Annotated in this window: 19 protein-coding genes and 1 pseudogene; 6 read left to right on the forward strand and 14 right to left on the reverse strand. The window is 61.1% G+C overall.

Annotation, left to right across the window (positions count from 1 at the left end):
- Positions 1-2: 2 nt before the first annotated feature.
- The 10 genes from pcaD to pcaR form a co-directional block, all read right to left on the reverse strand.
- Positions 3-794 (reverse strand): 3-oxoadipate enol-lactonase, encoded by a 792-nt coding sequence (gene pcaD / locus YA0848_RS04640; RefSeq protein WP_034096320.1) that lies wholly within the window; start codon positions 792-794, stop codon positions 3-5.
- A 10-nt stretch (positions 795-804) separates the two neighbouring features.
- Positions 805-2,169 carry a 3-carboxy-cis,cis-muconate cycloisomerase gene (locus YA0848_RS04645; RefSeq protein ID WP_034112327.1) on the reverse strand — a complete coding sequence of 455 codons (1,365 nt, stop codon included), beginning with the start codon at positions 2,167-2,169 and terminating at the stop codon, positions 805-807.
- 10 nt (positions 2,170-2,179) lie between these two features.
- Positions 2,180-3,475 (reverse strand): MFS family transporter, encoded by a 1,296-nt coding sequence (locus YA0848_RS04650; protein WP_034096318.1) that lies wholly within the window; start codon positions 3,473-3,475, stop codon positions 2,180-2,182.
- A gap of 173 nt (positions 3,476-3,648) precedes the next feature.
- Entirely contained in the window at positions 3,649-4,215 is a 567-nt protein-coding gene (gene pcaG / locus YA0848_RS04655) for a protocatechuate 3,4-dioxygenase subunit alpha (RefSeq protein WP_034112325.1), read from the reverse strand.
- 1 nt (position 4,216) lies between these two features.
- Positions 4,217-4,921, reverse strand: coding sequence for a protocatechuate 3,4-dioxygenase subunit beta (gene pcaH, locus YA0848_RS04660; RefSeq protein WP_034096316.1), 705 nt, complete (start codon positions 4,919-4,921; stop codon positions 4,217-4,219).
- A 23-nt stretch (positions 4,922-4,944) separates the two neighbouring features.
- A complete protein-coding gene (gene pcaF / locus YA0848_RS04665) occupies positions 4,945-6,147 on the reverse strand; it encodes a 3-oxoadipyl-CoA thiolase (protein ID WP_169903326.1) in 1,203 nt (400 codons plus the stop codon).
- Positions 6,144-6,923 carry a CoA-transferase subunit beta gene (locus YA0848_RS04670; RefSeq protein WP_047881519.1) on the reverse strand — a complete coding sequence of 260 codons (780 nt, stop codon included), beginning with the start codon at positions 6,921-6,923 and terminating at the stop codon, positions 6,144-6,146. The genes pcaF and YA0848_RS04670 overlap by 4 nt, the downstream gene beginning before the upstream one ends.
- On the reverse strand, positions 6,923-7,780 hold the full coding sequence (locus YA0848_RS04675; RefSeq protein WP_034112319.1) for a CoA transferase subunit A: 858 nt from the start codon (positions 7,778-7,780) through the stop codon (positions 6,923-6,925). Before YA0848_RS04675 ends, YA0848_RS04670 begins: the two co-directional genes overlap by 1 nt.
- 141 nt (positions 7,781-7,921) lie before the next feature.
- A complete protein-coding gene (locus YA0848_RS04680) occupies positions 7,922-9,262 on the reverse strand; it encodes an MFS transporter (protein ID WP_034096312.1) in 1,341 nt (446 codons plus the stop codon).
- 145 nt (positions 9,263-9,407) lie between these two features.
- Entirely contained in the window at positions 9,408-10,250 is an 843-nt protein-coding gene (pcaR, locus tag YA0848_RS04685; RefSeq protein ID WP_034112318.1) for a pca regulon transcriptional regulator PcaR, read from the reverse strand.
- Between the two features lie 555 nt (positions 10,251-10,805).
- On the opposite strand from pcaR, the gene YA0848_RS04690 reads away from it, so the two are divergent.
- Positions 10,806-11,006 carry a hypothetical protein gene (locus YA0848_RS04690; RefSeq protein WP_003172389.1) on the forward strand — a complete coding sequence of 67 codons (201 nt, stop codon included), beginning with the start codon at positions 10,806-10,808 and terminating at the stop codon, positions 11,004-11,006.
- Positions 11,007-11,317: 311 nt separating this feature from the next.
- Positions 11,318-12,793, forward strand: a complete 1,476-nt coding sequence (locus YA0848_RS04695) for an inorganic phosphate transporter (protein ID WP_034096310.1) — start codon at positions 11,318-11,320, stop codon at positions 12,791-12,793.
- A gap of 154 nt (positions 12,794-12,947) precedes the next feature.
- Here the strand turns inward: YA0848_RS04695 and ccoM are convergent, their stop codons facing one another.
- Together ccoM and YA0848_RS04700 are read right to left on the reverse strand one after the other, a co-directional pair.
- Positions 12,948-13,064: a cytochrome c oxidase subunit CcoM gene (gene ccoM / locus YA0848_RS36510; RefSeq protein ID WP_034096309.1), complete on the reverse strand. Its 117-nt coding sequence runs from the start codon at positions 13,062-13,064 to the stop codon at positions 12,948-12,950.
- Positions 13,065-13,207: 143 nt separating this feature from the next.
- Positions 13,208-13,369, reverse strand: a complete 162-nt coding sequence (locus tag YA0848_RS04700) for a hypothetical protein (RefSeq protein ID WP_094064713.1) — start codon at positions 13,367-13,369, stop codon at positions 13,208-13,210.
- Between the two features lie 201 nt (positions 13,370-13,570).
- Here YA0848_RS04700 and YA0848_RS35895 point away from each other — a divergent pair.
- Positions 13,571-13,755: pseudogene (locus YA0848_RS35895) on the forward strand (aminotransferase class V-fold PLP-dependent enzyme); the annotation flags it as partial.
- A gap of 50 nt (positions 13,756-13,805) precedes the next feature.
- Here the strand turns inward: YA0848_RS35895 and YA0848_RS04705 are convergent.
- A complete protein-coding gene (locus tag YA0848_RS04705; RefSeq protein ID WP_034096307.1) occupies positions 13,806-14,147 on the reverse strand; it encodes a hypothetical protein in 342 nt (113 codons plus the stop codon).
- Positions 14,148-14,365: 218 nt separating this feature from the next.
- Between YA0848_RS04705 and rapA the strand changes: the two genes are divergently transcribed.
- On the forward strand, positions 14,366-17,212 hold the full coding sequence (gene rapA, locus YA0848_RS04710) for an RNA polymerase-associated protein RapA (RefSeq protein ID WP_034096306.1): 2,847 nt from the start codon (positions 14,366-14,368) through the stop codon (positions 17,210-17,212).
- A gap of 120 nt (positions 17,213-17,332) precedes the next feature.
- Here rapA and YA0848_RS04715 read toward each other — a convergent pair whose 3' ends face one another.
- Positions 17,333-18,679 carry a spinster family MFS transporter gene (locus YA0848_RS04715; RefSeq protein WP_034096305.1) on the reverse strand — a complete coding sequence of 449 codons (1,347 nt, stop codon included), beginning with the start codon at positions 18,677-18,679 and terminating at the stop codon, positions 17,333-17,335.
- Between the two features lie 254 nt (positions 18,680-18,933).
- On the opposite strand from YA0848_RS04715, the gene YA0848_RS04720 reads away from it, so the two are divergent.
- Together YA0848_RS04720 and YA0848_RS04725 are read left to right on the forward strand one after the other, a co-directional pair.
- Positions 18,934-19,299: a YkgJ family cysteine cluster protein gene (locus YA0848_RS04720; protein ID WP_034096304.1), complete on the forward strand. Its 366-nt coding sequence runs from the start codon at positions 18,934-18,936 to the stop codon at positions 19,297-19,299.
- 138 nt (positions 19,300-19,437) lie between these two features.
- The gene (locus YA0848_RS04725; protein WP_040267526.1) at positions 19,438-21,702 is read left to right on the forward strand and encodes a putative bifunctional diguanylate cyclase/phosphodiesterase; all 2,265 of its coding nucleotides are present in this window, start codon (positions 19,438-19,440) and stop codon (positions 21,700-21,702) included.
- Positions 21,703-21,824: the final 122 nt, after the last annotated feature.

Consider the following 21,824-nt stretch of genomic DNA (forward strand, 5'->3'; position numbering starts at 1 on the left):
CCTTAGCGGCACAACAGGAATTTAATCACCCGGTCACTGAAAGCAGCACCGGCCTGCACATTGGACAGGTGCGCGGCGTAGAACTCGGCGTACTCGGCAGCCTTGACCTGTTGCTGGATAAAGTGCCCACCCGCTGGCGGCGTGACGGCATCTTCACTGCCGGCGATGACCAGGGTCGGCACCTGGATCGACCCTAGGTTTGCGCGCAAATCCGCATCCCGTACCGCCGCGCAGTTGGCCGCGTAGCCCTGGGGCGAGGTGGCGGCAAGCATGTCGGTGATCAGTTTGGCCTGGTGTGGGTTGGCGGCGGCGAAGTCGGGGGTGAACCAGCGCGCAATCGACGCATCGCGCAAGGCCACCATCGCGTCCGCGCCATCGCGCAGCACCGTCTCGATGCGTGGGTTCCACACCTCGGGCGTGCCGATTTTGGCGGCGGTGTTGCACACCACCAGACGCTGCAAGCGCTCACCGGCGTTAATGCCCAGCCATTGGCCGATCAGGCCGCCCATGGACAACCCGCAAAAATGCGCGCGGCGAATCTGCAACGCATCCAGCAGCGCGAGCACATCGCGCCCCAATTGCTCGATGCTGTACGGCCCCTCGGTCACCAGCGACTTGCCATGCCCACGGGTGTCATAGCGCAACACGCGAAAATGCTCGGTGAACGCCGGGATCTGGGTATCCCACATACGTAGGTTGGTGCCCAACGAATTGGACAGCACCAACACCGGCGCATCCACCGGGCCTTCCAGTTGGTAGTGCAGGTCGCCCTCGGCGAGTTGTACAAAAGCCACAGCAGTCTCCTCAGGCAGTCAATGCAAAATGATCGGTCACGGCGCGGCTGACCCAAGTGTGCGCCTGCCCCAGGTAATGGGCCGGGTCGAGCAAGCGATCCAGCTCCGTGGCGGACAGTTCGGCGGTGATCTGTGGTTCGTCCGCCAATACCGCGCGCAGATGGCGCCCCTCAGCGACCGCCCGCTGACAGCATTGCTCCAGCAGATGGTGCGCGGTTTCGCGGCCCAGGCGCTGGGCGAGCACAATGCTCACCGCTTCGGCCAGCACCAGGCCCTGGGTCAATTCGAGGTTGCGTGCCATGCGCGCCGGGTCGACCTCCAAGCCCTGGCTCAGCAATACCGCCTGCTGCAAGGCACCGGAAACCAACCGGCAAATCTGCGGCAAGGTTTCCCACTCGGCATGCCACAGGCCCAGGCTGCGCTCGTGTTCCTGGGGCATGGCGCTGAGCATCGTGGCCACCAGCCCCGGGACACGAGTGGCGGCGCTGATCAGGACGGCGGCGCCCACCGGGTTGCGTTTGTGCGGCATGGTGGAAGAACCGCCCTTGCCCGGCGCGGCAGGTTCGAACACTTCCGCCGCTTCGGTCTGCATCAGCAGGCTGATGTCCCGCCCCAGCTTGCCGAGGCTGCCGGCGATCAGGCCCAGCACACTGGCGAACTCCACCAGGCGATCACGCTGGGTGTGCCAGGGTTGATCGGGCAGGCTCAGGTGCAGTTCGGCGGCCAAGGCTTCGGCCACCGGCATGGCCTGTTCGCCCAACGCCGCCAACGTGCCGGAGGCGCCGCCGAATTGCAGCACCAGCAAACGCGGTTTGAGTTCGGCCAGACGTTGCCGGCTGCGCGTCACCGCGCCCAGCCATCCGGCGATTTTCATGCCCAGGGTCACGGGTGTCGCATGTTGCAACCAGGTGCGCCCGGCCAATGGCACCGTGGCATAGCGCTGGGCTTGCGCGGCCAGCACATCCCCCAATTGCGCCAGGTCGCTTTCGATCAACACCAAGGCACGCCGCAGTTGCAGGACCAGACCGGTGTCCATCACGTCCTGGCTGGTGGCGCCCAGGTGCACATAGCGCTCGGCGTCAGCGTCCTCGCTGGCAATCAATTTGCCCAAGGCTTTCACCAATGGGATCGCCGAGTTGCCCGCCGAGGCAATCGCCATGCCGAGGGCATCCACGTCGTACAGCGATGCCAGGCACGCCTGGGCAATCGGTGCCACGGCCGCTGGCGGAATCAACCCAACGCGCGCCTGCGCCCGGGCCAGAGCGGCTTCGAAATCCAGCATGCCCTGCAAGCGCCCCTGGTCGCAGAACACCTCGGCCATGCTGTCGGCGGTGAAATAGGCGTCGAACAGTTGGTTGCTCGTGCGCAACGTCATAACTCAGTCCTTACAGATCGTGATGCAGGTATTCCGCCTGTTTCGGCAGACGCAAGCTGAACAGGAACGCCACCGCCATCATGCCAGTCACGTACCAGTAGAAAGTGTTTTCCATGCCCATGGACTTCAAGCCCAACGCCACATATTCCGCCGAGCCGCCGAACAGCGCATTGGCCACGGCGTAAGCCAGCCCGACGCCGAGGGCACGAACATGGGGCGGGAACATTTCGGCTTTCACCAGGCCGCTGATGGAGGTGTAGAAACTCACAATCGCCAGCGCCAGAGAAATCAACACAAATGCCAGAAACGGACTGGTCACGGTTTTCAACGTCAACAGGATCGGCACCGTGCACAGCGTGCCGAGTGCGCCGAACCAAAGCATCGAGTTACGTCGGCCGATCTTGTCCGAGAGCATGCCGAACAACGGCTGCATGCACATGTACAAGAACAGCGCGCCGGTCATGATGAAGCTGGCCGTCTTGGCGTGCAGGCCGGCGGTGTTCACCAGGTACTTCTGCATGTAGGTGGTGAATGTGTAGAAAATCAGCGAACCGCCGGCGGTGTAGCCCAGCACGGTGATAAACGCGGCTTTGTGATGACGGAACAGCGCGGCCACACTGCCGGCGTTTTTGTCCTGGCGGGTTTCCTGGCTGGTGGTTTCTTTCAGGGTGCGACGCAGCAACAAGGAGATCAGCGCCGCAATCGCGCCGATCACGAACGGAATGCGCCAGCCCCAGGCGCGCAGTTCCTCTTCGCTGAGCAGCTGTTGCAGGATCACCACCACCAGCACGGCCAGCAATTGCCCGCCGATCAGCGTCACGTATTGGAACGAGGCGAAGAAGCCGCGCTGCCCCTTGAGCGCCACCTCACTCATATAAGTGGCCGTGGTGCCGTATTCGCCGCCCACCGACAACCCCTGGAACAACCGCGCCACCAGCAGCAATGCCGGGGCCCAGGCGCCGATATCCTTGTAGGTGGGCAGAAAGGCGATAACTAGCGAGCCGGCGCACATCATCAGCACCGAGATCATCATCGAGTTCTTGCGCCCGTGCTTATCGGCCACTCGACCAAACAGCCAGCCGCCGATCGGCCGCATCAGGAACCCGGCGGCGAACACACCGGCGGTGTTAAGCAGTTGAACGGTGGGATCATCCGATGGGAAAAACGCCGGAGCGAAATAAATGGCGCAGAAGGCATAGACGTAAAAGTCGAACCATTCGACCAGGTTGCCGGAAGAGGCACCGACAATCGCGAAGATGCGCTTGCTGCGTTCTTCGCCGGTGTAATGACTGGTGGTGGTGGTCATAGTGTTTTCACTCAGTGGGAACGGTTATAGCCTAGACACACTTTGCAACAGCCATGTTCCGAAAGCGGTGCCTGAGACGGCCTGATCGGGGGGCAAGCCCCTCCCACATCTTGACCGCACCGCCTATCAACTGTGGGAGGGGGCTTGCCCCCGATCAGGCCCTACCAAACGAATCAATAATCGAAGAACACCGTTTCCTTATCGGTCCCCTGCAAAATCACATTCCACTGATACACACCGTGCGCGTCCGGCTTGGCCACCAAGGTGCTCCGGCGCTCCGCGGGCACACAGGCCAGCAAAGGGTCATCCCCATTCAGTGCCTCGCCTTCGAAATAAATCCGCGTAAGCAAGTGCTTCACCAGACCACGGGCAAACACCAATATCACCAAGTGCGGTGCCTGGGTCGTGCCGTTGAGCCCCGGCACACTACCCGGTTTGATGGTGGTGAAGCGAAACCGCCCTTCGGCGTCCACCGGCACGCGGCCGAAGCCTTCAAAACTTGGGTCGAGGGCTTTGTCCTGCTCGTCCTCGGGGTGGTCGTACTTGCCGGCCGCGTTGGCCTGCCAGACTTCCAGCATGGCGTCATTGACGACCTCGCCCTTGCCATCCACCACTTGCCCGCTGATCGCCACGCGCTCGCCAAGGGTGGCCGGTTTGGTCAGGTCTTCGCGGTTCAGCCAGGTCAGACCAATGTGGTAGTACGGCCCGACGGTGTGGGACGTGGTTGCGTTGAGTGTCATCTTATTTCTCCATCGGCGTGGCATCGCGGCCGCGCAGGACGATGTCCCAGCGGTAGCCGAGGGCATAGGACGGAATGGTTTTTTCCAGATCGAAACGCGCGATCAGGCGTTCCTTGGCACGGGTGTCCGGCACGCAGTTGTAGATCGGGTCGTATTCGAGCAGCGGGTCGCCGGGGAAATACATCTGGGTCACCAAACGCGTCAGCACGCTGGGGCCGAACAGCGAAAAGTGGATATGGGCCGGACGCCACGCGTTGTGGTGGTTGCCCCACGGGTAGGCGCCGGGCTTGATGGTCTGGAACTGGTACCACCCGTCGGCGTCGGTAACGGTACGCCCGGTACCGGTGAAGTTGGGGTCCAGCGGCGCATCGTGCAGGTCGCGCGGGTGGTTGTAGCGCCCGGCCGCGTTGGCCTGCCAGATCTCCACCAGAATGCCTGGCACCGGCAGGCCGTTTTCATCCAGCACGCGGCCATGGATGATGATGCGTTCGCCCTGGGGCTCGCCGTCATGCTGGGCGGTGAGGTCGTTGTCCTTCTCACCGACCCGCTCGGCACCGATGGTCGGGCCGGTGATTTCCGACAAGGAATGGGGCAGAAACACCAACGGCTTGGACGGCGAACGCAGGTTCGTCGACTGGTACGCCGGATGCAGGTATTCAGGCTGGGTGCCCGCCTGGGGGCGCCGGTAACCGGGCTTATCACTCATGGAGCCATCCTCTCTTATTAGACTCAGACGCGTTCGATCGCCAGGGCCAGGCCTTGGCCGACGCCCACGCATAGGGTGGTCAGGCCTTTGCGGCCGCCGGTTTTTTCCAATTGATGCAGGGCCGTCAAGACCAGCCGCGCGCCGCTCATGCCCAATGGATGGCCAAGGGCAATAGCGCCGCCGTTCGGGTTGACCTGCGGCGCATCGTCGGCCAGGCCCAGTTCACGCAGCACGGCCAGGCCTTGGCTGGCGAAGGCTTCGTTGAGCTCGATCACGTCGAAATCGCTTACCGCCAGGTCCAGACGGGCCAACAGTTTGCGCACCGCCGGCACCGGGCCGATGCCCATTACGCGCGGGGCTACACCGGCACTGGCCATGCCCAATACGCGGGCGCGGGCCGTCAAACCGTGTTGGCGCACAGCCTCGGCGGACGCAAGAATCAGCGCCGCCGCGCCGTCGTTGACCCCCGAGGCATTGCCGGCGGTGACGCTCTTGTCGGGGCCGTTGACCGGCTTGAGTTTGGCCAGGGCTTCCAGGGTGGTGTCCCGTGGATGCTCATCGCGTTCCACCACGGTTTCGCCTTTTTTATGGAAGACCCGCACCGGCACGATTTCCTCGGCAAAGTAACCGGCGGCCTGCGCGGCAGCCGTGCGTTGCTGGCTGCGCAGGGCGAACGCGTCCTGGTCGGCGCGGGAGACGTTGTAGTCGTCGGCCACGTTATCGGCGGTTTGCGGCATCGCATCCACGCCGTATTGGGCTTTCATCAACGGGTTGATAAAACGCCAGCCGATGGTGGTGTCTTCCAGCGTCATGTTGCGCGAAAACGCGGCATCGGCCTTGCCCATCACAAAGGGCGCACGGGACATCGACTCGACGCCACCGGCAATCACCAACTCCATCTCGCCGCTGGCAATGGCACGAAACGCAGTGCCGATGGCCTCCATGCCCGAGGCGCACAAACGGTTGAGGGTCACGCCCGGCACGCTCTCCGGCAGGCCGGCCAGCAGCAACGCCATGCGCGCCACATTGCGGTTGTCTTCGCCGGCCTGGTTGGCACAGCCGAGGAACACCTCATCGACCGCGTCCCATTGCACCGACGGGTTGCGCGCCATCAGCGCCTTGATCGGCAGCGCCGCCAGGTCGTCGGCGCGTACGCTGGATAAACCACCGCCAAAGCGGCCGATGGGGGTGCGAATGGCGTCGCAGATAAATACCTCGCGCATCAGACTTCTCCCGGGGCTTGGCCATGAGCGGCGGCGGTGCGGGCTTCAAGGTCGCGCAGCGCGGTCAGCTCGACCTCAGTGGGTTCGGCGGTGGTGCTGACCTGTTCGGCGAAACGAATCGCCCAACCGGTGGCGGCCACCACCTGTTCACGGGTCACGCCGGGGTGCAGCGCGGTGACCACGAACTCATGGGTGCCCTCCTCCGGCTCCATGACGCACAGGTCGGTAATAATCCCTACAGGCCCTGCGCCTGGCAGACCCAGGCGTTTACGCGAGTCGCCGCCTTCGCCATGGCCGACCGAGGTGATGAAGTCCAGCTTGTCGACGAACGAGCGCGCCGACTGCTTGAGAATGATCAACACGCTCTTGGCCGAGCCGGCGATTTCCGGCGCGCCCCCGGCCCCCGGCAAACGCACCTTGGGCTGGTGGTAATCGCCGACCACGGTCGTGTTGATATTGCCGAAACGGTCGACCTGGGCCGCGCCGAGGAAGCCCACGTCAATGCGCCCGCCTTGCAGCCAGTAACGGAAAATTTCCCCAGTGGGCACCACGGTGTCGGCGGTTTCCGCCAGCTCGCCATCACCGATGGACAGCGGCAGCACGGACGGCTTGGCGCCGATCGGGCCGGATTCGTAGATCAGCACCACGTCCGGCGATGAGGTCAGGCGCGCCAGGTTGGCGGCCTTGGAGGGCAGGCCGATGCCGACGAAGCACACCGAACCGTTGTTGAGGCGGCGCGCGGCGGCGACGGTCATCATCTCATTGGTCGAATAGGTCATTACTTGGCCTCCGGTGCGGCGGCCAGCTTGGCCTGGAACTCAGTGAAATCGGCAGTGCCGCGGATGTAGTCGTCGATCCATGCGGTAAAGGTCTCACGGTCGCGAGCGATTGGGTCCCACGCCTGATAGAAACGGTTATCCCGCTCGTTGTAGCCATGGGCGTAGGACGGGTGCGCGCCGCCGGGCACATGGCACACCGCTGTCAGGGCCCAGGTCGGCAGCACACAGCTGTTCATCGGCGCGTTCAGGTCGTCGACGATTTCTTCCACGGTGACGATGCAACGCTTGGCGGCCAGCGCGGCTTCTTTCTGCACACCTAGAATGCCCCAGAGCAACACGTTGCCCTTGCGGTCGGCCTTCTGCGCGTGAATCACCGTGACATCCGGGCGCACCGACGGCACCGCTGCCAGCACTTCGCCGGTGAATGGGCAAGTCACGCTCTTGATCAGCGGGTTGACCTTGGGCAAGTCGGAACCGGCGTAAGCGCGCAGCACCGCGAACGGTAGGCCGGAGGCCCCGGCTACGTAAGCATTGGCCAGGTCGGCGTGGCTGTGTTCTTCGATCTCCAGCGGTTGCGGCCACTGTTTTTCGACCGCGTCCCGCAGACGATGCAGGGAGCCTACGCCGGGGTTGCCGCCCCAGGAAAAAATCAGCTTGCGGGCACAACCGGCACCGATCAATTGGTCGTAGATCAGGTCAGGCGTCATGCGTACCAGCGTCAGGTCTTTCTTGCTTTGACGAATGATTTCATGACCCGCTGCCGTAGGAATGAGGTGGGTAAAACCTTCCAGTGCGACGGTGTCGCCGTCGTTGACGAATTGCTTTACCGCATCACGCAGGGCAAGGATTTCAGCCATGGGGGTCGGGCTCCCGGTGTTGATCGAAAAAGGCGCTGAGGGCGCGCCGAGTGCTTGCAGATTAAGCCGGGCAAATGGGCCGAACAATCCGATAATCGACTAAGCGTTCGATTATCGAACTGATTGTTGGCAGGCTATCGATCAGGTCGCGTCGGCATGGCTGACCATGCCTTTGATCACAACGGCGGTGGTGGCCAGTGCGGCGGGAATAACCAGGGCGGTGAGCACTTGCTCGAAGTTCCAGCCCAGGCCCAGCAGCGTGGCGCCCATCCAGGCCCCGAGAATCGCGCCGAAACGCCCAATGCCGAGCATCCACGACACCCCAGTGGCGCGGCCTTGGGTCGGGTAGAAGCGCGCCGCCAGGGAAGGCATCGCCGATTGCGCGCCGTTGACGCACATCCCGGCGATCAGCACCAGGGTTGCCAGTAGCGTGATGTTGCCCAGGCTCTGCCCGACCGCGTAGGCAAATACACCGGCCAGCAGGTAAAACGTACCGATGACCTTGTGCGGGTTGAACCGGTCCATCGCCCAGCCCACGCCGACCGCGCTCAATACACCGCCGAACTGGAACAGCGCGCCGATAAACGCGGCCTGCTCCATGCTCGCGCCGCTGTCGCGCATCAGGGTCGGCAGCCAACTGGTCAGCAGGTACACGATCACCAGGCCCATGAAGTAGGTCAGCCATAGCAACAAGGTGCCGGCGCTGTAGGTGCCGGAAAAGATCACCGCGAACACGTTGCGTGCCTTCACGGTTTTTTGTTCGGGCACACTGAAATGGGTGGCCTGAGCGACGAGATTGGGTTCGATGGGCGAGAGGGTCCGGCGCACTTTGTCGGTGCCACGGTTGCGTACCACCAGATAACGCGCCGATTCCGGCAACCACACCAGCAGCACCACGGCCAGGATCAACGGCAGAATGCCGCCGATCAACAACAGGCTATGCCAGCCAAACGCGGGGATCAGCTTGGCCGAGATAAATCCGCCGCCGGCCATGCCCAGGTTGAAGCCGCAGAACATGCTGGTCACCAGCAGCGACTTATGGCGTTCAGGGGTGTATTCGGAGAGCAAGGTGGTGGCGTTGGGCATGCCTGCGCCTAGGCCCAAGCCGGTGAGAAAACGCAACACCAGCAACTGATCGACGCTGCTGCTGTAGGCCGAAGCCAGGCTGAATGCACCGAACACCAGCACCGCGCCTACCAGCACGACTTTGCGCCCGAAACGGTCGGCAAGCGGGCCGGAGCCCAGGGCACCGAACACCATGCCGATCAACGCGGCGCTCATCACCGGGCCAAGGCTGGCGCGGTCGATGCCCCAGTCCTGGGACAAAGCCGGCGCGATAAAGCCCATGGCCGCTGTATCGAGGCCATCGAGAAACACGATCAGGAAACATAGGATGACCACGCGCCACTGATAGCGCGACAGTGGCTGGCTATTGATAAAGGACTGCACGTCCAAAGAAGTACCGACAGAAGGCTGATTCATTATTTTTATTCCACACCGATGGCGGGCTGACGGCCTGGGGCCGTCATTCTTATTAAAGGGCGCTGGAACAGCGCTGCCGCACATTAATAAGCCGGGGGAAACACCGTCAATTGATCAGACCGGGATCTGTGCGGTCACCGAACACTTAGGCAAACAGCTGCGCACTCAGCTCGCGGCTGGCGCTGAGCATATTGGGCAAGAAACGCTGCTCCAGCTCGCTGCGACTGACCCGCCCGGCGTGGGTGCTCACATTCAGCGCCGCGAGCACTTGGCCGGAGGCGTCATACACCGGCACGGCGATGGAGCGCAGGCCTTGTTCGAGTTCCTGATCGACGATGCACCAGCCCTGCTGACGCACCTGTTGAAGGCATTCGAACAAGGCTTGAGGCGTGGTAAGGGTACGGCTGGTTTTGGTTTGCAGGTCGGCGTGGTCGAGGTAGTCCTGTAGCGATGCGTCGTCCAGCGCTGCCAGCAGGATGCGACCCATGGAGGTGCAATACGCCGGCAAACGCCCGCCGACGGAGAGGTCCACAGAGATCAGGCGCTGAGTGGTGGCCGAACGGGCGATATAGAGGATGTCGTCGCCTTCGAGGGTTGCCATGTTGCAGGCTTCATGGAGTTGCTCGCTCATGCGATCCAGATAGGGCTGTGCCGATACCGCCAGCGGCGTGGACGACAGGTACGCGTGGCCCAGGGTCAGGACCTTGGGCAGCAGCGAATAGGTACGCCCGTCGGTGGTGGCGTAGCCGAGTTTGATCAGGGTGTGCAGGCAACGGCGCACGGCGGCACGCGGGATTTCGGTGCGATGGCTGATCTGGGCGATGGTCAGGTGGCGTTTGCGCTCCTGGAAGGCTTGCACCACGGCGAGGCCGCGGGCCAGGGAGGTCATGAAGTCGGGATCACCGGTAAACGCCTGGATGCGTTTTGCCGGCGAGGCAACGATCGGAGGGGCTACGGACGCGAAAGAATTGCGCAATTGATCGTTCATCTCGATGCCTTCTCTTATTGTCAGCCGCACGGGGAGGTTTGCCGGGTATTACAAGCCGCGCCGGCCGCGTGATACAAGGTAGGGCCGACGACATCGTGCGATTATCGAACGAGTATTCGATTATCGCAATTCGCCGCACCTCCCCCGGGGGTTCCGCGCTCAACCTGATGGTTCTGCAGACTTATACAAATGATCTTGGCCGTTAAAGCAAATGCGGACTTTCTGACGCCAGACATTTATTAATACTCACACGTGGGTGTAACAAAACACTCACACACCGTTGAAGCTTTTTAACTTCATACCGATAGTGTTATTCAGATGCGCCGCTATAATGCACCCTGTGCTCAGGCCCATTCGACGTTGCTAGCGCAACCGGGCCCGAAACCGTGCACAGGCAGTGCATGACCGAGCGCAACTACTTGCCTGAATGACCGCCGCGTCTGTCTTCTGTATTTTCAAACTTGAACACGACAACGGTTCAACTTTGAACAATCCGGGACGGCCATCAGGCATGACGCTTGAACTTAAATACACTCAACTCATTTAGGTAACAATGTGACGAAAGATGAACTGCGCGCGGAACTTGAGCGCCAGGAACAACGTTACAAGGACGTTTACGGCGGGGAAGTCACCACCTACGCCGCCCAGCCTGAACCTGAGCGCAAACCGTGGCGCAAGCGCGCCAGCCTGCTGGATCAGGCGTTTGCCCAGGAAATCCAAAAGATAGAACAGGAACTCAAGGCCGAAGAGCCATAAGCGATTCGGTTACAGCCTGGGTGTGGCATTGGCTGCTGGCGTATGGCTAGCAGCCGGCTTCTTGGCATCTCACCACTCACAGTAAAATTTCATACAAATGTTTCCGACATGACATTTTGGTGACATTCCCCCTCCTCGCACGCCCTCTGCTTTATAAATCAAACACTTGCCAAAGCCCCGGAATCCCTGGGATACACGCCGTCCCTGGGTATTTTTTCATTGATGAATGTTACCGATGAGCAGCTAGTGCATCGATTACCGAGGTTTTCTGGCATAATCGCGCCCCCTTACGACCGGGTCAGAAAACCTTCATGATCGATTTATTCAGCGGACTGGATGCGTGGGTTCTAGTGAGCCTGTTGCTCGCCCTGGCCTTTGTCCTCGCCTTCGAGTTCATCAATGGCTTTCATGACACCGCTAACGCGGTGGCCACAGTCATCTATACCAAAGCCATGCCGCCACACCTGGCCGTGTTCTTCTCTGGGGTGTTCAACTTCCTCGGCGTGTTGCTCGGCGGTGTGGGTGTCGCTTACGCCATCGTGCATCTGCTGCCGGTGGAGCTGCTGATCAATGTGAATACCGGCCATGGTCTGGCCATGGTCTTCTCATTATTGGCGGCGGCGATCACCTGGAACCTCGGCACCTGGTATTTCGGCATCCCTGCTTCCAGTTCCCACACCTTGATCGGCTCGATCCTCGGTGTCGGCCTGGCCAACGCACTGATCAACGATATCCCCCTGGCTGACGGTGTGAACTGGCAGAAAGCGATCGATATCGGTGCCTCCCTGGTGTTCTCGCCGATGGCCGGGTTCCTGGTCGCGGCCCTGGTGCTGATCGGCCTGAAGTGGTGGCGCCCGCTGTCGAAGATGCACAAGACGCCGGACCAGCGCCGCAAGCTCGACGACAAGAAGCACCCGCCGTTCTGGAACCGTCTGGTACTGGTGATCTCGGCCATGGCCGTAAGCTTCGTGCACGGTTCCAACGACGGTCAGAAGGGTATCGGCCTGATCATGCTGGTGCTGATCGGTATCGTGCCGGCGCAGTTCGTACTCGACCTGGGCAGCACCACTTACCAGATCGAACGCACCCGCGACGCCACCGTGCATTTGAGTCAGTTCTATCAGCGCAATAACGAAACCCTCGGCGAGTTCCTGGCCCTGGGCAAAAGCATGAAGGACGACCTGCCGGGCAAGTTCCAGTGCAACCCGCAACAGACCGAGCCGACCATCAACGCGCTGGTCAACACCTTGAAAGGTGTGTCCGACTACCATTCGCTGAGCGCCGATCAACGTATCGAAGTGCGTCGCTACCTGCTTTGCCTGGACGACACCGCGAAGAAAGTCGGCAAGCTGCCAGGCCTGGATGCCCGTGAGAAATCCGACCTCGACAAGCTGCGCAAAGACCTGACCGCCACCACCGAGTACGCACCGTTCTGGGTGATCCTGGCCGTTGCACTGGCCCTGGGCCTGGGCACCATGGTTGGTTGGAAGCGCGTAGTGCTGACCATCGGCGAGAAGATCGGCAAGCAAGGCATGACCTACGCCCAAGGCATGTCGGCGCAGATCACCACGGCGAGCATGATTGGCCTGGCCAACATCTTTAGCCTGCCGGTGTCGACTACCCATGTGCTGTCGTCCGGCGTTGCCGGCACCATGGTTGCCAACAAAAGCGGCCTGCAAGGCGGCACGGTCAAGACCATCCTGATGGCCTGGGTGCTGACCTTGCCGGCGACGGTGGCGTTGTCGGCCGGGTTGTTCTGGCTGGCGTCCAAGGCGCTGGGTAGCTGATCGCCCTGCGCTGAATAAAGAAGGTGCGGCCTCGCAGGAGGACCGCACCTTTTTTTATGGCTGCGCATTAATGCCAGGCATAAATAACAGGCAAAAAAAAAGGGCGACCGAAGTCGCCCAAAATGCCTTGCGTGCTCATGTAACCCGGAAAGACCTAAGGTTTTTTACGCTTATGCGCGTCTTTCCAGATAAAAATTCCAAACCCTACAAAGAACAACACCATGAGGCTGACCGTCAGCACTCCGGCAAACACCACATTATCGATAAACATGACCGGCCTCCTGTGCTTGCCCTGTTGCGATGGGGCTAAGTTAATGGAGAAGGCACATTGGAAAATTGACGGGGATCAATGTCGCCCGCAACGGGGCGTAAAGGAGGGAAATAACTGACCTGCATCAATAGATGCAGGCCATTTCAACGCTTTTTAGGTTTGTTTTTTGGTTTCTTCTTGGCTTTTCCAAGGGGCATGGCCTGTTCGAATGCCTGGCGAACTTCATTCAGACGTTTCTCGTTAAGGTCATGCACCCGCTTGGCGCGTTCGGCATTCAGGTCGATCAGCTTGGGTTCATCACTCATGGCTTGGCTTTTGTGGTGGCGGGAATGCCCCAATAATGCGGCCAACCCCGCCCCACGGCAAATCAGCGAACGACAAAAGGCAGGCCATCGACCAAGATCGGCGCATCTGCCCAACCGTTCGAGGTGCATTCAGGTGGCACTGCACAAAGACCCTCCGCCGTTGCTGGCCCTGCGTGCGTTCGAAGCCGTGGCACGGAAGTTGACTTGGGCGAGCATCAATCGGGCTTGATCGCCTTCACGCTCGTCGACTGGGATGGGTTCGAACTCAAACGGCGGTTGGGCTTACAGGGCATCAACATCGGCGCCAACGGCGTGGCCTACAGCCGTGGGACATGCAGGCACGGGGCCTGTCCAGCATTGCGCGCATCTGCGTCTGCCCGCTCTAAGACGATGACGATATCGATGCCCTGCTAAACGCCCTGCGGGCGTTGCGTCGCTAGACTTCGACGTCCACCCACAGGCCCTGGCGCGGCGCGTCCTCAATCAGCGGCACTACCGGCACAGTGTTATCGGCGTTGAGCAGATCGCCGGGGATGGCCAGGTGCTGCTCGGGATCTTCATCCGCCTCGCGCCGACGCTTCTGCTGCTCCTGCTGACGACGTTGTTCCTCGCGCAGCAGAAAAGTGGATTGTTCCGCATCGCCCTTTTTCAGATCGATCGTGCTTTCGTTGGAGCCTTGTTGCACGGGCACCACGGGCGGGATATCCGGCTTCTGGCGCACCGGATCGAGTTGTGACGTGACCGGCACAACGCTGACGGGCAACATGGGTGGCAGCATAAGTTTTCATCTCCTGATCTCAGGCTGTCGGCGTAGTGCGGAGCGACTTGAGCGCCACGGTTTGAAGCTGTGACCCAGTCGACACTCGCAAGTGCCCGCCACCCGTCGATTCAGCGCCCAAGGCGGCATGCAAACGGCGTAGTTTTTGTCAGAGTCCTTGGGCGGTGGACCTTGTTCCGTTAAGATAGTCGGCTTTTTCACGGCGGGAGTCAGGCAGCATGGCGCAGCAGTATCAACCGGGGCAACGCTGGATTAGTGACAGCGAAGCAGAGCTGGGGTTAGGCACCGTTCTGGCACAGGACGGCCGCTTGTTGACCGTGCTCTATCCGGCCACTGGCGACACCCGCCAGTATGCGCTACGGAATGCGCCTCTGACCCGTGTGCGGTTCTCGCCGGGCGACTCCATCACCCATTTCGAAGGCTGGAAAATGACCGTGCAGGAAGTCGACGACGTCGACGGTCTGCTGGTGTATCACGGCCTCAATGGGCAGAACGAGCAGGTCACCCTGCCGGAAACCCAACTCTCCAATTTCATTCAGTTCCGCCTGGCCAGCGACCGGTTGTTCGCCGGGCAGATCGACCCGCTGGCCTGGTTCTCGCTGCGCTACCACACCCTGGAACACACCAGCCGCCAACTGCAATCTTCGCTATGGGGCCTGGGCGGCGTACGTGCGCAACCTATCGCGCACCAACTGCATATCGCCCGTGAAGTCGCTGACCGTATCGCGCCGCGGGTATTGCTGGCCGACGAAGTGGGCTTGGGCAAAACCATCGAAGCCGGCCTGGTGATCCATCGCCAACTGCTGTCGGGCCGCGCCAATCGCGTGCTGATCCTGGTTCCGGAAAACCTGCAGCACCAATGGCTGGTGGAAATGCGCCGCCGCTTCAACCTGCAGGTTGCGCTGTTCGACGAAGAACGCTTTATCGAAAGCGATGCCACCAACCCCTTCGAAGACACCCAGCTCGCACTGGTGGCCCTGGAATGGCTGGTGGACGACGAGAAAGCCCAGGACGCGCTGTTCGCCGCCGGCTGGGACCTGCTGGTGGTCGACGAAGCCCATCACCTGGTGTGGCATGAAGACAAGGTCAGCCCGGAATACGCGCTGGTCGAGCAACTGGCCGAGGTCATTCCCGGCGTGCTGCTGCTGACCGCAACCCCGGAGCAACTGGGCCAGGACAGCCACTTCGCGCGCCTGCGCCTGCTTGACCCGAACCGCTTCCATGACCTGCAAGCCTTCCGTGCCGAGAGCGAAAACTATCGCCCGGTGGCCGAAGCCGTGCAGGAACTGCTGGACAAGGGTCGTCTGTCGCCGGCCGCACACCAGACCATCCACGGCTTCCTCGGCAACGAAGGCGAAGCGCTGCTCACCGCCGTCAACGATGGCGACACCGATGCCAGCGCCCGTCTGGTGCGTGAGCTGCTGGACCGCCACGGCACCGGCCGCGTGCTGTTCCGCAACACCCGCGCCGCGGTGCAGGGGTTCCCGGAGCGCAAGTTGCACGCCTACCCGCTGCCGAACCCGGACGAATACCTCGAATTGCCCCTGGGCGAGCACGCCGAGTTGTACCCGGAAGTCAGCTTCCAGTCGCAGCCGGATATCGACGAAGAAAACCGCTGGTGGCGTTTCGACCCACGGGTCGAGTGGCTGATCGACCAGCTGAAAATGCTCAAGCGCACCAAGGTCCTGGTGATCTGCGCCCACGCTGAAACCGCCATGGACCTGGAGGACGCCCTGCGCGTGCGTTCCGGCATTCCGGCCACGGTGTTCCATGAAGGCATGAACATTCTTGAGCGTGACCGCGCCGCCGCCTACTTCGCCGATGAGGAATTCGGCGCCCAGGTGTTGATTTGTTCGGAAATCGGCAGTGAAGGCCGCAACTTCCAGTTCGCCCACCACCTGGTGCTGTTCGATCTGCCGTCCCACCCGGACCTGCTGGAGCAGCGGATCGGCCGTCTGGACCGGATCGGCCAGAAACATGTGATCGAACTGCATGTGCCGTACCTGGAAACCAGCCCGCAGGAGCGGCTGTTCCAGTGGTACCACGAAGCGCTGAACGCCTTCCTCAACACCTGCCCGACCGGCAACGCCTTGCAGCATCAGTTCGGCCCGCGTCTGCTGCCGCTGCTGGAAAACGCCGACGATGGCGAGTGGCAAGCGCTGATCGACGAGGCCCGTGCCGAGCGCGAGCGTCTGGAAGAGGAACTGCACACCGGTCGCGACCGCCTGCTGGAACTCAACTCCGGCGGTGCAGGTGAAGGCGATGCGCTGGTGGAAGCCATCCTGGAGCAGGACGATCAGTTCGCACTGCCGATCTATATGGAAACCCTGTTCGATGCGTTCGGTATCGACAGCGAAGATCATTCGGAAAATGCACTGATCCTCAAGCCCAGCGAAAAGATGCTCGACGCCAGTTTCCCCTTGGGCGACGACGAAGGCGTGACCATCACCTACGATCGCGACCAGGCGCTGTCGCGCGAAGACATGCAGTTCATCACCTGGGAACACCCGATGGTGCAGGGCGGCATGGACCTGGTGCTGTCCGGTTCCATGGGCAACACCGCCGTGGCGCTGATCAAGAACAAGGCGCTCAAACCCGGCACCGTACTGCTTGAACTGCTGTATGTCAGTGAGGTGGTGGCGCCGCGTTCGCTGCAACTGGGTCGCTACCTGCCACCGGCGGCCCTGCGCTGCCTGCTGGACACCAATGGCAACGACCTGGCCGGTCGAGTGTCGTTCGAAACCCTCAACGATCAATTGGAAAGCGTGCCACGGGCCAGCGCCAACAAGTTCGTACAGGCCCAGCGCGATCAACTCACCCCGCGCATCAACGCCGGTGAAGAGAAGATCACCCCGCGCCATGCCGAACGCGTGGCCGAAGCCAAACGTCGCCTGGCGGCGGATACCGATGAAGAACTGGCGCGCCTGACCGCCTTGCAAGCGGTCAACCCGACCGTACGCGACAGCGAACTGGTTGCCCTGCGCCAGCAGCGCGAGCAAGGCCTGGCCATGCTCGACAAAGCTGCGCTGCGTCTGGAAGCGATTCGGGTGCTGGTGGCGGGTTGATGACTCTCCTGCCCTGCTGACCTTATCGGGGGCAAGCCCCCTCCCACATTGATCTGTGATCGACATGACAACTCGGTCAACTGTGGGAGGGGGCTTGCCCCCGATGGCATCACCTCAGTCTCAAGCGGTCGCGGCAACAGCCGGCACTTCAACCGCACTTAACCCCTCCTTCATCCGCTTGGCATCCCGCACAAAACTGCGCGAGGCCTGGAACAGAAACAGCATCGTCAACAACAGCGCCACCGGAATCAGGTACATGGCGTCGTGCAACCCCACGGCCTTGTAGGCTTCCGTCATCTGTTGCGCCCCGTCCGCATACATCGCCGAATGGGCAAAGTAGTCGGACAAACCGCCAACTACAATCGGCCCCATGCCGCCGCCCAGCAGGTACAACCCAGCAAAAAACAGCGCCATCGCCGTAGCCCGCAGGCGCGGTTCCACCACGTCTTGAATCGCGGTGTAGACACAGGTGTAGAAGTTGTACGCAAACAACCAGCCAACGCTGAACAGCGCGATAAACACGCCGATTTCAATGCGCCCGGCATGCAGGGCCCAGGCGGTAGTGACGGTGGAAATAATCAAGCTGCAGGCGGCGAACAACAGCCGACCATTGGCAATCCGCTGGTGAATCTTATCGGCGATCCAGCCGCCCAAGGTCAGGCCGACCAGGCCGGTCACACCGACGATAACCCCAGTGGCCACCGCCGCGTCTTGCAACGGCAGCAGAAAATAGCGCTGCAACATCGGCACCAGAAAGGAATTGCACGCGTAAGTCGCGAAGTTGAAGCACAGCCCGGCCAGTACCAGCCACAGGAATGTCGGCACCGCCAGCACACGGCGGATCGGGCGGTCGACACGCGTCTGCGACACCTGCACAGTCTCGGCCGCGCCACGCTTGGGCTCTTTGATATAGAACATGAACACCGCCAGGATCAGCCCCGGCACTGCGGCAATAAAGAACGGCGCGCGCCAGCTGTCGAACGCCTTGACCATCGCCCCGATGGTAAAGAACGCCAATAGCAGGCCCAACGGTAGACCGAGCATGAATATCCCCATGGCGCGGGCGCGGCGGTGCGCTGGGAACAGGTCGCCAATCAGCGAGTTAGCGGCCGGTGCGTAGCTGGCTTCGCCGATGCCGATGCCCATGCGCACCAGCAGAAAACTCCAGAAACTGCCTACCAAGCCGTTGACCGCCGTCAGCCCGCTCCAGGCAAACAGGCCCCAGCCCATCAATTTGCTGCGCGAACCGGTATCGGCCAGACGCCCCAGGGGCAGGCCGGCGATGGCATAGACGATGGTGAAGGCGGTGCCGATGATGCCGAGCTGGAAGTCGCTCAGGTGCCATTCCATGCGAATGGGTTCGATGATGATCGCCGGGATAGTGCGATCAAAGAAATTGAACAGGTTGGCGAGGAACAGCAGGAACAGAATGCGCCAGGCATTCGCCGCTTGGGTCGAGTTCTGCATGGGTCCGTCTCTTTTATTGTTATGAGAGCTGCGATGCCCGCTGCATCCTGCTCAGGTTCCTGCAACATAGTCACGCTGGCGGTGGTTGTCTGTAATGATTCGTAAAGCTGATAGGACGTAATTTCACCCGGCGCTGCGGGACTTTGCGTACGCAAAATATATGTGCGCCCCCCTCTTCCCAATGGCGATGGCGTGGATAGAATGGCGAGCCTTCCTGTAGTGCCCCTATCCCACTTTTCGTATCGATGACGCCCATGTCCGAAGCCAGTCCGTGTCTGAGTTGCGGTGCCTGCTGTTCCTATTTTCGCGTGTCATTCTTCTGGGGCGAGTGCGCCTCGTCGGGGGGCACGGTGCCCGATGATCTGGTGGTACAGATCAACCCCACCCGCGTGGCGATGATCGGCACCGACCAAAAGCCCGCGCGTTGCTGCAGCCTAGAGGGCCAGGTGGGCGAAGGCACCCGTTGCACGATCTACGAACAACGCTCCAGCGTCTGCCGCGAGTTTGAATCGTCTTGGAGCCAGGGCGTGCAGAACGTCGACTGCGATGCTGCGCGCGCTGCGTTCGGCCTGGCGCCGTTGCCAGCACCGTTCGAAGTGGAGCTTCCCATCAGCGCTTAGCATCAAACGCTATGAACGGCATGCCGAAATGGTCCAGAGCAAAGTGCCATTAGCCATGGAAAATCCCGCGAGGCTTCTATACTCGACCTCATAGGTCATCGCCGTAGGCAGTGACGTGACCCTATGACAGGACATGCTATGGAATGGCTAGGTCTGCACTTTTTTACCGACCTTCCAGCGAACGGGCACTTATTACTCAACTGCAGTCATAACCCATTCCTGGTGCTGCTGGCTTATTTGGTCGCCTGCGCGGCGGGGTTCGGCACGCTGGACATGGCTGAACGGGTCGGCCATGTCGAAAACCCCACCGCCCGCCGCCACTGGCGCTGGCTGGGTGCGGGTTGCCTGGCCGGCGGCATCTGGTCGACTCACTTCATCAGCATGCTGGCCTTCCAGGCTCCCATCGCGTTTCACTACGAACTGCTCACAACCTTCACGTCCCTGTTGATCGCCCTCGTCGCTTCGCTGTTCGCAATGAAAACCCTCAGCCATACGAAGGTGCGACTGCATCAATACCTGCTCGCAGCTGTGTGGATAGGCATCGGCATCGCCCTGATGCATTACGTCGGCATGTCGGCCATGCGCTCTCAGGCCCAAATGTATTTCGACTCATGGCTGCTGCTGGCCTCAATCGGCATTGCCATGGGCGCCAGCCTGGCGGCGTTGTTGCTGTCGAGTTACCTGCGCACCGGCGCCGGAATATTCCATCAACTGCTCAAATACGCCGCCAGCCTGGTGCTGGGCGCGGGCATTATCAGCATGCATTTCACCGGAATGGCAGCCCTGCAATTGGTGGTGCCAACGGGTGCAGACCTTTCGCTACGGCTGGACAACAATCCCATCCAATTGGGTCTGTCGGTGGCTGTCATCACCCTGCTGGTCATCAGCAGCAGCATCAGCGCGGCCCTGGCGGACAAGAAGCTGCAGCACAAGGAACGCGATTTGCGCCGAGTCAACGCATTGCTCAGCGAACTGGACCAAGCTCGCGCCTCCTTGCAGCAGGTGGCCCATTACGATGCGCTGACCAGCCTGCTCAATCGTCGCGGGTTCAACCAGGTCTTTGCGGAGAAAGTCGTAGAAAATACCGTGAACCACGGCATGATGGCGGTGATCTTCCTCGATATCGATCATTTCAAGCGCATCAACGATAGCCTCGGCCATGACGCCGGCGACCAGCTCCTGACAGTGCTGGCCAGCCATATCAAAGGCTCGGTACGCAGCCATGCCGACGTGGTCGCCCGGTTCGGCGGCGACGAGTTCTGCATCCTCATCAGCATTCACCACCGCGATGAAGCGCGGCATCTGGCCCAACGCATCATGCAGAAAATGAAAGAACCAGTGGAACTGGCGGGCCGTCGGATGGTGATGACCACCAGCATCGGCATCAGCCTGTTTCCCGATGACGGTCAGACATGCGAAGAGCTGCTCAAAACCGCCGACCTGGCGCTTTATCAGTCCAAAGATGCGGGGCGCAACAGCCTGAATTTCTTCAGTTCCAACTTGAAGACCCGCGCCACCCTCGAATTGCAATTGGAAGAAGAACTGCGCAGTGCCCTGCGTACCGGAACCCAATTGGTGCTGTTCTACCAACCGATCTTCGACATGAAACTGGGCAAAGTCAGTCGCCTGGAAGCCCTGGTACGCTGGCAGCATCCACAGCACGGGCTGCTAGCCCCCGATCGGTTTATCGAGATTGCCGAAAACAACGGCTTGATCGCCGACTTGGACCACTGGGTGCTGCGCCAAGCCTGCCATGACCTGAGCCTGCTCACGGACCGGGGCTACACCGACTTGACCCTCTCGGTGAACTGCTCAGCCCTGAACCTGGAGCGGGATGAGCTGGCGGATGAAATCGAAGACGCTCTGCGCTTCAGCGGCCTGGCCGCCAATCGACTGGAGCTGGAAGTGACCGAGAACGCGCTGATGGGCAATATCAGTAGCACTCTGGCGCTGCTGCGGCAAATTCGCTCACTGGGCGTGTCGCTGGCGATTGATGATTTCGGCACCGGCTATTCGTCCCTCGCCTATCTCAAACGCTTGCCGCTCAACACATTGAAGATCGATTGCTCGTTTATCCAAGATATTCCCAAGTCCACCGCCGATATGGAGATCGTCCAGGCGATCATTGGCATGGGCCATACCCTTCACCTCCAAGTAGTGACCGAAGGCGTGGAAACCCAGAGCCAATTCGAACTGCTGCACGGCCTGGGCTGCGATTTCATCCAAGGCTACCTGTTAAGTCCGGCGGTGGCCGTCAGCGACATCATTGGCGTGGTTCAGGGCATTGAGCGGCGCAACCCTCTCCACCGGATGCGCGCCGCCGCCAGCAAGGAGTCGGCACTTTTGAAGGAGCCTTCGGCCAGCCGCAGCGGCTCCGGTTCGATCGTAAGGCCCATCCGTTGATCATCAATCTTTGGCATTTCGCCATCATTTCCCTAAAGATCGCCGACGAACGGCCGATTCATCAGAGTCCGCATCAGCGTTTTCTTGAGTGCTTCAGCCTCAAGCTCAACGGCGCAGGACAA

Source organism: Pseudomonas sp. S4_EA_1b, from assembly GCF_016307435.1.
Lineage (GTDB): Bacteria > Pseudomonadota > Gammaproteobacteria > Pseudomonadales > Pseudomonadaceae > Aquipseudomonas > Aquipseudomonas rhodesiae.